Origin of the sequence: Finegoldia sp. BIOML-A2, assembly GCF_009678315.1 — a bacterium.
GTDB classification, from domain to species: Bacteria; Bacillota; Clostridia; order Tissierellales; family Peptoniphilaceae; genus Finegoldia; species Finegoldia magna.
Genome location: NZ_WKZE01000004.1, coordinates 104,731 through 114,804, shown reverse-complemented (window position 1 = coordinate 114,804; position 10,074 = coordinate 104,731). Strand labels below are relative to the sequence as shown.

Here is a 10,074-nt window from a genome sequence, read left to right as displayed (position 1 = left end):
AACACAGAAGTTAAGCCTCTTAACGCCGATGGTACTACGATGGAAACGTCGTGGGAGAGTAGGTAGTCGCCAAACAATTAAGGTCTAACGTGATTTAATCCGTTAGATCTTTTTTTTATTTTAAACAAAAGACCTACGAGCCCACTTGTGGGAGAGCAAGACCTAACAGCAATCTTTGATTTCATCGTAGGTCTGGTGCAACCAGTTGCCACGAATCCTTGATTCGTAGGAACTGACGGCACGTAGGTAGTCGCCAAACAATTAAGATCTAGTGATGACAATGTCCGCTAGGTCTTTTTTTGTGCGTTCTTTTAGATAGAGTAACTTTGAAAATTATTCATAAATTTCGCTGGACAATAGATGCAAGATACACATAGGTTGAGACCATAGCAAACATCTTGCACGAATATCTAGACTACGAAAATAAATAAATTCTAAGCTTGTGAACCTAAAATCGCAAACTCGCTAACGCTCAAACAGTGCGATTTTTTAACGGTTCACTGCACTTGAATTTATGATTATTTTCTCCGTATGATATTCTTAGCTTCGATTGTTTGCTTGAAGCTTTCGTGAATTTGGAGATTGCAGGACAATGACAGAAAATGATTATAAGGTTTCGCTAGACGACGGTTGCAAGATACACATAGGTTGAGACCATAGCAAACATCTTGCACGAATATCTAGACTACGAAAATAAATAAATTCTAAGCTTGTGAACCTAAAATCGCAAACTCGCTAACGCTCAAACAGTGCGATTTTTTAACGGTTCACTGCACTTGAATTTATGATTATTTTCTCCGTATGATATTCTTAGCTTCGATTGTTTGCTCAAAGGTTTCGATGTGTATAGTATTGCAGGATAAACATAGGTAATGAAATAAGCAAACATCTCGCACTAATATCTTTGGTTAAAATTTAATGTTCTCATTCGCTCAGCCTCACTTCAGAAATCTCCTTTTTTAAAAAAGTGAAATGAAGATTTCTTCGTTCGAAGCGTCGCTCATAAGAAGCATTAAATTTTATATGGTGATATTCTTAGCTTCGATTGTTTGCTTTAACGTTTCGCAGTGCTGGGGATTGCAAGATGAGGATAGAAAATTGTAAAAAGAATTTCGATAGAGAACAGTTGTAAGACACACGTAGGTCAAAAAATATGTAAACATCTTGCACGAATATCTTGTGGAAAATTTAATGTTCTCACTCGCTCAGCCTCACAGCTAAAATCTTATATTATGAAAATGAATTGAGGTGTAAATAAGAACGCAAGTTTGATATAATAGTATAGTAAATCAATAGTAATTTGAATATATAATAGATCAGAATTAAAGAAAGGAAATGATTATGAAGAGTAATAAATCAAAATCAATTTTAGTTATTGCATTTATTGCGGTAGCTGTTTTGATTATGTTTTTTATAAAGAATAAACCAGTTATGCCAATTAATAATGATAATAGTGCTAAGCAAACTGAGACTGATGGAAATGTTAAAGAAGATAGTAGTTCTAGTAGTGAGAATACAAGTTCATCAAATTTAAATAATTTCAAGGAAGCTTACAAGGAAGTAGACAAGGAAGATGTTTTATTTGCTGGCAAGGATGCTGGTTTTGAAAAGTTTTTATCTTACGATAAGCCTGTTTTTGTAAATTTTACTTGGACTGAATGTGCTCCTTGTAAGGAAATGGCTCCATATATAGACAATACTTTCAATAAGTTCAAGGGGAAAGCCGTTGTTAAGGATGTTGAAGTTAATGTGAACAATGATTTCGCGTCACAAGCTGGTATTAGAGTTACTCCTACACAAATTTTTATTCCTTTAAAAGAAGATTTTAAATTTTCTGATAAGGCTCAAATCGTGATGGATGAGTATTTCCAAGAGGTTACTGTAAATGGTAAAAAGGGATACATTCACGAAGGTTTGTTGAAGGAAAACGAATTAGAAATATTGATTTCGGATATGATAAATGGATAGTTTATTAGAATTTTTGTCAAAATTAGTCAAGGATTATGTTTATTTGGCTCCTATTATTTCTTTGGTTGCGGGGATTTTGACTAGTTTTCTTCCCTGCTCATTGCCGATGATTCCGATTATAATTGGGTATTTGTCGGGGAATAATTACGATAAGAAAAAATCTTTCAAGGTGGCTTTGGTTTTTAGTTTAGGTAGTATTTTAGTTTTTACAATTTTTGGATTGACGGCTGCCTTAGTAGGAAAAATTTTAAATCAATTTAGTAGAGTTTTTTATATTGTTATTGGAATACTTTTAATTCTTATGGCGTTTCAAAATTGGCATGTTATTAAGATTATTAGCTTAAATAAGTCTAGCAAAATTACAAAAACTGGACTTTTGGGAGCTTTTATAGCTGGTGTTATTCAAGCGGTGTTTGCATCTCCATGTTCAACACCTGTTTTAGTTTCATTGATGGCTATAGCGGCTAATACTAGAAATATTTTATTTTCTATTATTTTGTTTGTATTTTATGGTATTGGGAATTGCTTTTTGGTATTTATGTCTGCTTTGTTGATGGGTAAAGTCGAAGAGATTATTCAAAATGATTCATATACTAAAGTTTCTAAAATAATAGAAATAGTTCTTGGTGCAGTATTGATGTTATTTGGATTATATTTCTTGTACCAAGGTATGTAGGAGGAAATTTATTGGAAAAAAATGTATTAGAATCTAAAAAATTACAAGATTTAAAGATTATTGCTAAAGCTGTAGGTGTTGCAGGTATTAGTAAATACAATAAGCAAGATTTGATAAAAGAGATTATTAGTCAAGTTAATATTAATGAGAGAAATAATTCTGAGGATGATTACGAAGATTCTTCTTCTAATGAAGAAAAAGATTTGAAGGATCCTTTGAAAGTGGAAGGAATCTTGGATTTACACGAAAACGGATATGGATTTTTGAGATCGGAAGGATACGATTCAGGAGATGATGATATTTACGTACCTCCTGTTCAAGTTAGAAGATTTAAACTAAAGACAGGGGATTTTGTAGAGGGATTATCTCGTGAGAAAAAGGATAAAGAAAAATTCAATGCTTTGATTTATGTGAATCGTGTAAATGGAGATACTGTTGAAAATCTTAGAAATAGATCTGATTTTGAGAATTTGACGCCGATTTATCCAAGAGAAAGATTGACTTTAGAAAGAGATTCAAAGAATGTTTCAATGAGAATTATGGATTTGATAAGTCCTGTTGGAAAAGGTCAAAGAGGCTTGATTGTGGCATCACCTAAAACAGGTAAGACGACTTTACTAAAAAATATAGCAAACTCTATAAGAAAAAATTATCCGGAAATTCATGTTATTGTTTTGTTAATTGATGAAAGACCGGAAGAAGTTACAGATATGAAGCGTTCTGTTTTGGGAGCAGATGTTGTAGCATCTACTTTTGATGAAATGCCTCAAAATCATATTAGGGTTGCTGAAATCGTAATAGAGAGGGCCAAGAGGCTTGTAGAACACAAAAAAGATGTCGTAATATTGGTCGATTCAATTACTAGATTATCTCGTGCATATAATGTTACTAGTCCTTATTCAGGTAAGACTTTGTCCGGCGGACTTGATCCTTTAGCATTGAATGGTCCTAAAAGATTTTTCGGTGCGGCAAGAAATATTGAAGAAGGCGGTTCATTGACTATATTGGCGACGGCTTTGATTGAAACAGGATCCAGAATGGATGATGTTATTTTCGAAGAATTCAAGGGAACTGGAAATATGGAAATCAAATTGGATAGGAGCCTGTCGGAACAGAGAGTGTTCCCTGCAATTGATTTGAACAAATCCGGAACTAGGAAAGATGAATTACTTCTTACAAAAGAAGAATTATCAGCAATTAATAAAATAAGAAAACAATTGAATTCACAAGAAAACAAAAATATTGCAGACCAAATTATAAAAATGATCAAAAACACAAAATCAAACCAAGAATTTGTAAAATCAATAAATAATTTGCAAAGTTTGTAAATAAATTTATACTGAAATATTCAAATTTTGTAGACAAGTTCATACTCATGTGTTATAATAGGTAAGTCGAAAATAATTTTGAGAAAAACGAGGTGATAATATGAAAAAAGATTTACATCCAGAATACCACGAAGCTACAGTAACTTGCGCTTCTTGTGGCAATACTTTTAAAGTAGGATCTACTAAAGAAAACATAAACGTCGAAGTTTGTAGTCAATGTCACCCATTTTATACAGGACGTCAAAGATTTGTAGAACATGGTGGTAGAGTAGAAAAATTCAAGAAAAAATACAACATGGATTAGCATTTTTGCCAGTACCTTTTTGGTGCTGGTATTTTTGTGTTAAAAAATAGATAATGAACGATGAAAAGGTAAATTGAAATGAAGAAAACTACAATTGGTGGACAAGCTTTAATCGAAGGAATTCTGATGAGAGGCCCTTCAAAGTACTCCATAGCGGTCAGAAAGCCTGATCAAGAAATTGATTTGGTTGTAAAAGACTTAGAAAACAATAAAATAAATTTGATGAAGATTCCTTTTATAAGAGGAGTTGTTAGTTTGTTTGATTCGATGAAGTTGGGAATGGATGCTTTGATGTATTCAGCAAGTTTTTACGAAGATGATAGCGAAAACTTCTTCGATAAGCATTTTAAAAACAATGCCAGAAAAGTAGAAAATGTGTTTTCTATAATTGCATCAGTGGCATTGGCGTTACTGTTTTTCTTCTTCATTCCAACTTTTCTTACATCATTTGTTAAGCTAAATCATTCATCTTTCAGTTTCAATTTAATCGAAGGATTGATACGAATTATAATATTTTTCACATATCTCTTTATAGTTTCTCATTCAAAAGATATGAAAAGAGTTTTTGAATATCATGGTGCTGAACACAAGAGTATTTATTGCTATGAGCAAGGACTGGATTTGACTGTTGAAAATGTTAGAAAACAAAGTAGACTTCATCCGAGATGTGGTACTAGTTTTTTGTTTACGGTTATGATAATTTCAATTTTGGTGTTAGGTTTAGTTGGATGGCCAAATCAGTTGATGAGAATGTTGTATCGTATAATATTACTTCCAGTGATTGTATCAATTTCGTATGAAATTAACAGATTAATCGGAAAATACGATAATACAATAACGGCACTACTTGTTAAACCTGGATTATGGGTTCAAAAGTATTTTACAGTAAGAGAGCCTGACGACAAGATGATAGAAGTTGCTATATTGGCACTTAAAAGTGTTATTCCAGAAAAAGAAGATGAAGATTTATGGTAATCAAGGATATTTACAGTTTATTCGATAAATCTGATTGTCTGATGATTTTGGAAAAATTATATAACTATAGTTTTTCTGATTCTATTATTCATTCGAATGATGAGATTAACGAGAGTGATGAGAAAATAATTTTAGAATACAAAAGACTTTACGATGAGGATATTCCAATCGAATATATACTTGGGTTTAAGTACTTTTACAATAGAAAGTTTTATACAGATCCTGATGTTTTAATTCCAAGATTTGATACTGAAATTTTAGTAGACGAAATAATCAAGATTAATCGTAAGTTTGACAATATACTTGAAATCGGGATTGGATCTGGAATAATATCCATTACTTTGAATTTGGAATTGAATTCAAATGTTTTGGGTGTGGATATAAACAAAAAGGCTATTGAACTTTCCAAGAAAAATGCAGAAACCTTAAATGCTACTAATGTTGAGTTTATTTATTCTGATCTGTATGAGAATGTGAATTCTAAGTATGATTTGATAGTTTCCAATCCGCCCTATATAGACAAAAAAGATTTCAATTCACTTGAAACAAAAATTTTAAAAGAACCACGATCTGCACTTTTTGGTGGAGATGATGGACTGTATTTTTATAGAAAGATAATAAATCAAGCTAGTGATTATTTAAATGAAGATGGTATGCTTGCTTTTGAAATAGGTTATAATCAAAGAGAGAGCATATTTGAGATTTTAGATGAAAACGGATTTGGAAATCACTATTGCATTAAAGATTTTAACGGTTTTGATAGAGTAATAATTGCGAGGAGGTAATTATGTTTGAAAATTTAGATAGTGTTGTTGATAAGTTCAAAGACTTAGAAGTAAAAGTCGCAGATCCTGAAGTTATCGCTGACATGGAAAATTGGACGAAATTAATGAAAGAACACGCTGATTTAGAACCAGTTGTTAATAAATATTTGTCATACAAAGATAATTTGAAAAATTTACAAGAAGATAAGGAGCTGTTGGGTACTACTGGAGATAGTGAAATGGAAGAACTATTGAAAGATGAAATCTCAACATTGGAAGAACAAATCGAAAACGATCAAGAAGAATTGAAAATTTTGTTGTTGCCAAAAGATCCTAACGATGAAAAGAACGTATTTATTGAAATAAGAGCAGGCGCTGGCGGTGATGAAGCAGGTTTATTTGCTGGTGAACTTTTGAGAATGTACCAAATGTATTCTGATAAAAAACGCTGGACAACTGAAGTTATGGATATTCAACAACAAGGTGTTGGCGGTGTTAAAGAAGCTGTTATGATGGTTAAAGGAAAAGGCGCTTATTCTAGATTAAAATACGAATCAGGAGTTCACAGAGTTCAAAGAGTTCCTCAAACTGAAAGTTCAGGAAGAATTCACACATCTACGGCAACTGTTGCTGTTTTACCGGAAGCCGAAGATGTTGATATTAAGATTGAACAAAAAGATTTGAGAATTGACGTGTTCAGAGCAAGTGGTAACGGTGGACAATGCGTAAACACTACTGACTCTGCTGTTAGAATAACGCACATTCCAACAGGCCTTGTAGTGACTTGTCAAGATGAAAAATCTCAAATAAAAAATAAAGACAAAGCTATGAAAGTTTTGAAATCTAGATTATATGATTTGATGGAAGAAGAAAAGAACAAAGATAGAGCAGATGCTCGTAAATCTCAAGTTGGTACAGGGGATCGTTCTGAAAGAATTAGAACTTACAACTTCCCACAAGGAAGAATAACTGATCACAGAATCAACAAAACTATATTCCAATTACAAAATTTCTTAGATGGAGATATTGAAGAAATGATCGATGATTTGACAAGTTACGATCAAGCTGAAAAATTAAAAATGATGAATTAAAAATTAACTCGAGTTTAAATGCTCGAGTTTTTTATATTATAGCAAGTAATGATATAATTAGATATATATTTAAATTTAGGAGATAAAAATGAATAGTGAATTAATTTATGAATATTTGGATAAAATTGGAAGAGATGGTTACAAGTTGGGACTTGATAGAATGCAAAAAACTTTGAAAATTCTAGGTAATCCCGAAAAAAGTTTTAAAATAATCCACGTTGCAGGAACTAATGGTAAGGGTTCTACATCAACTTTTATATATCAAACACTAAAAGAACATGGTTATAAAACTGGACTTTTTACATCACCTCACATTATTAATTTTTACGATAGAATAAAAATCGACAAAGAAATTTCAGAAGAAGATTTTATGAGAATTTTCGAAATTATCAAGGACACTATTGAAGAAAATGATATAAAGGTGTCTACATTTGAATTTATAACTTTGTGTGCAATTTATTATTTTGCAGAACAAAAATGCGAATATGTGGTTCTTGAAGTCGGAATGGGCGGAAGATTGGATGCTACCAACGCTACAGATGAAACTTTGTTATCTGTAATTACAAAAATTGGATTGGATCACCAAGAATATTTGGGAAATACTTTGGAAGAAATTGCATATGAAAAAGCTTGTATCATGAAACAAAACGGAAGATGTGTCGTTTACAATCAACAAGAAAGTGTATTGGATGTGTTCAGAGAAGTTGCAGAAGAAAGAGATAACAAACTATACATTTGCGATTTTGATGAGGCGAAAAATATTGAAATCAACGCTAATCATAATTCTTTTGATTGGAAAAATTTGCATATTGAAACTAGGTTGGTTGGAAGATATCAATTATTTAACGCACAATTAGCATTAAGTGCTATTGATGTATTAAGAGATGAACTCGATTTGTCTGATGAAGATATCATCAATGGTTTCAAAAACGCATATATTCCTGCAAGATTTGATGTGATTAGACACAACCCAACAGTAATATACGATGGCGGACACAATGCCGATGGGGTTAAAGCTTTGAAATCATCAATAGAATCTGTGTTTGGTGATAAGAAAATCGTATTTGTTTACGGTGTATTGAAAGACAAGGACTATAACGATGAAATAAAATTGATTCATGAAAATGCTAAGGCGTTTGTAACATTTACACCAGATTCTCCAAGAGCATTAAAAGCTGAGGATTTAAAAAAGCAAATCGAAGCTTACAGTGATAATGTTGTTGCAAAATCAAATGTAAATGACGCCGTGGATTATGCTATTGAACATTTCAAAGACGATGTAATTATAATTTTTGGAACGTTGTACAGTGCGGAGCAAGCTTATGAACATTTATAAAAAAGTTTTTGATGGTAAAAATATCGGAGAAATTTTATACGATGAACCAATGAAAAATCACACTACTTTCAAAATTGGAGGTAGTTGTGATGTTATGATATTTCCTCAAAATGAAGAACAAATAATAAATGCCATTCACTTAATAAAACAAAATGACTTTGCTTACAGAATTATAGGTAATGGATCGAATCTGTTAGTTAGCGATGAAGGCTTGAGAGAAGTTGTAATTAAATTGCACGATAATTTCAACGATATGAAAATTGAAGGTGATATTCTAACTGCAAAATCAGGGGCGTTATTGAGCGCTGTCAGTAAATTAGCTATTAATAACTCTTACGCTGGTTTTGAAGCTGTTAGCGGCATACCTGGAGACATTGGAGGAGCTATCACAATGAATGCAGGTGCATATGGAACAGAAATGAAAGATATTGTTCACAGAGTTAAGGTTATTGATACAGATTTGAATGTAAAATATTTTAACTGTGATGAGATGGATTTTTCCTACAGACATTCAAGAGTTCAAGATGAAAAATTAGTCGTTTTGGAAGTTGAATTTTTGCTAAAAAAAGGTGATCAACAAGAAATCCTGAATAATTTTCACGATTACACAGAAAGAAGAACATCAAAGCAACCATTGGAACTTCCTTCATGTGGCTCTGTATTCAAAAGGCCAGAAGGACATTTTGCGGGACAATTGATTGATGAAGCAGGGCTTAGAGGATACAGATACAATGATGCAATGATTAGTGAAAAACACTGTGGATTCATAGTCAATGTTGGAGATGCAAAATGCTCTGACGTTGTAGCGGTTATAGAACATGTGCAAAAAGTTGTGTTTGATAAGTTCAATGTGAAGTTAGAACCAGAAGTGAGAATTATCGGTGGAAGATAAAATAAAATTAACCAGAGAATATCACGTGCATTCAGTTTACAGTCGTAACAATCACGGGAAAAGTACAATCGAAGAAATTGTACAAGAAGCGAGAGCAAAAAAGTTGAAGACTATAAGCATAACTGATCACGGTCCTGGACACTTAATGTACGGAATAAAAAGAAAATTAATTCCTGTACAACGTGAAGAAATTGATAGGCTCAAAGAAAAGTACGACGATATTGAAATTCTGATGGGAGTTGAAGCCAACGTAATTGGCTACGACGGAGAGATAGATATTAGAGAAGAAGAGAAAAAGTATTTTGATTTTATTAATCTTGGATTTCATGATGGAGTTAGATTTGTAGACAACAAATCTTTTTATAATTATCATGTTTTAAAAAGATTGAGCTGGATGGGACAATCGGTCAGGGGAAAAATGATTGATTTGAATACAAATACAATGGTAAAAGCATTGGAGAACAACGATATTTTTATAATAACTCATCCAGGAGATAAAATAGATGTTGATATCGAAAAAATCGCACAAACATGCGAAAAAACAAACACAGTTATGGAGATTAACAACCATCATCCGCACTTATCTGTAGAAGAAATCAAAATTTCTTCACATTATAATGTTAAATTTAGTTTAGGGAGTGATGCTCATCACAGAAAAAATATTGCAAATGTGAATGACAGCATCAAAAGAGTAATTGAATCAGGGTTGGATATTAGTAGAATTATAAACATCGATTAGG

10 protein-coding genes and 1 rRNA gene are annotated in these 10,074 nt (G+C 32.3%); all 11 read left to right on the top strand.

What is annotated here, in order from left to right; genetic code table 11:
* Positions 1 to 75 (top strand): 5S ribosomal RNA (gene rrf / locus GKF99_RS05430); the annotation flags it as partial.
* A gap of 1,266 nt (positions 76 to 1,341) precedes the next feature.
* Positions 1,342 to 1,968, top strand: coding sequence for a thioredoxin family protein (locus GKF99_RS05425; protein WP_094207351.1), 627 nt, complete (start codon positions 1,342 to 1,344; stop codon positions 1,966 to 1,968).
* Positions 1,961 to 2,644, top strand: a complete 684-nt coding sequence (locus tag GKF99_RS05420) for a cytochrome c biogenesis protein CcdA (protein WP_154272819.1) — start codon at positions 1,961 to 1,963, stop codon at positions 2,642 to 2,644. The genes GKF99_RS05425 and GKF99_RS05420 overlap by 8 nt, the downstream gene beginning before the upstream one ends.
* Before the next feature lie 11 nt (positions 2,645 to 2,655).
* Positions 2,656 to 3,972 carry a transcription termination factor Rho gene (gene rho / locus GKF99_RS05415; RefSeq protein WP_094207349.1) on the top strand — a complete coding sequence of 439 codons (1,317 nt, stop codon included), beginning with the start codon at positions 2,656 to 2,658 and terminating at the stop codon, positions 3,970 to 3,972.
* A gap of 100 nt (positions 3,973 to 4,072) precedes the next feature.
* On the top strand, positions 4,073 to 4,276 hold the full coding sequence (gene rpmE, locus GKF99_RS05410; RefSeq protein WP_002836835.1) for a 50S ribosomal protein L31: 204 nt from the start codon (positions 4,073 to 4,075) through the stop codon (positions 4,274 to 4,276).
* A 78-nt stretch (positions 4,277 to 4,354) separates the two neighbouring features.
* Positions 4,355 to 5,251, top strand: coding sequence for a DUF1385 domain-containing protein (locus tag GKF99_RS05405; protein WP_094207348.1), 897 nt, complete (start codon positions 4,355 to 4,357; stop codon positions 5,249 to 5,251).
* Positions 5,245 to 6,036, top strand: a complete 792-nt coding sequence (gene prmC / locus GKF99_RS05400; RefSeq protein ID WP_094207347.1) for a peptide chain release factor N(5)-glutamine methyltransferase — start codon at positions 5,245 to 5,247, stop codon at positions 6,034 to 6,036. Before GKF99_RS05405 ends, prmC begins: the two co-directional genes overlap by 7 nt.
* Positions 6,037 to 6,038: 2 nt before the next feature.
* The gene (prfA, locus tag GKF99_RS05395) at positions 6,039 to 7,106 is read left to right on the top strand and encodes a peptide chain release factor 1 (protein WP_094207346.1); all 1,068 of its coding nucleotides are present in this window, start codon (positions 6,039 to 6,041) and stop codon (positions 7,104 to 7,106) included.
* An 88-nt stretch (positions 7,107 to 7,194) separates the two neighbouring features.
* Entirely contained in the window at positions 7,195 to 8,442 is a 1,248-nt protein-coding gene (locus tag GKF99_RS05390) for a folylpolyglutamate synthase/dihydrofolate synthase family protein (protein WP_154272818.1), read from the top strand.
* Positions 8,429 to 9,334: a UDP-N-acetylmuramate dehydrogenase gene (murB, locus tag GKF99_RS05385; RefSeq protein WP_154272817.1), complete on the top strand. Its 906-nt coding sequence runs from the start codon at positions 8,429 to 8,431 to the stop codon at positions 9,332 to 9,334. Before GKF99_RS05390 ends, murB begins: the two co-directional genes overlap by 14 nt.
* On the top strand, positions 9,324 to 10,073 hold the full coding sequence (locus GKF99_RS05380; RefSeq protein WP_172976411.1) for a PHP domain-containing protein: 750 nt from the start codon (positions 9,324 to 9,326) through the stop codon (positions 10,071 to 10,073). The genes murB and GKF99_RS05380 overlap by 11 nt, the downstream gene beginning before the upstream one ends.
* Position 10,074 lies beyond the last annotated feature (1 nt).

Bases quoted from the DNA above. Each gene is read 5' to 3' on its own strand.
- prfA (WP_094207346.1), top strand. From the start codon at position 6,039: ATGTTTGAAAATTTAGATAGTGTTGTTGATAAGTTCAAAGACTTAGAA.
- prmC (WP_094207347.1), top strand. From the start codon at position 5,245: ATGGTAATCAAGGATATTTACAGTTTATTCGATAAATCTGATTGTCTG.
- GKF99_RS05390 (WP_154272818.1), top strand. From the start codon at position 7,195: ATGAATAGTGAATTAATTTATGAATATTTGGATAAAATTGGAAGAGAT.
- rpmE (WP_002836835.1), top strand. From the start codon at position 4,073: ATGAAAAAAGATTTACATCCAGAATACCACGAAGCTACAGTAACTTGC.
- GKF99_RS05405 (WP_094207348.1), top strand. From the start codon at position 4,355: ATGAAGAAAACTACAATTGGTGGACAAGCTTTAATCGAAGGAATTCTG.
- GKF99_RS05420 (WP_154272819.1), top strand. From the start codon at position 1,961: ATGGATAGTTTATTAGAATTTTTGTCAAAATTAGTCAAGGATTATGTT.
- murB (WP_154272817.1), top strand. From the start codon at position 8,429: ATGAACATTTATAAAAAAGTTTTTGATGGTAAAAATATCGGAGAAATT.
- GKF99_RS05425 (WP_094207351.1), top strand. From the start codon at position 1,342: ATGAAGAGTAATAAATCAAAATCAATTTTAGTTATTGCATTTATTGCG.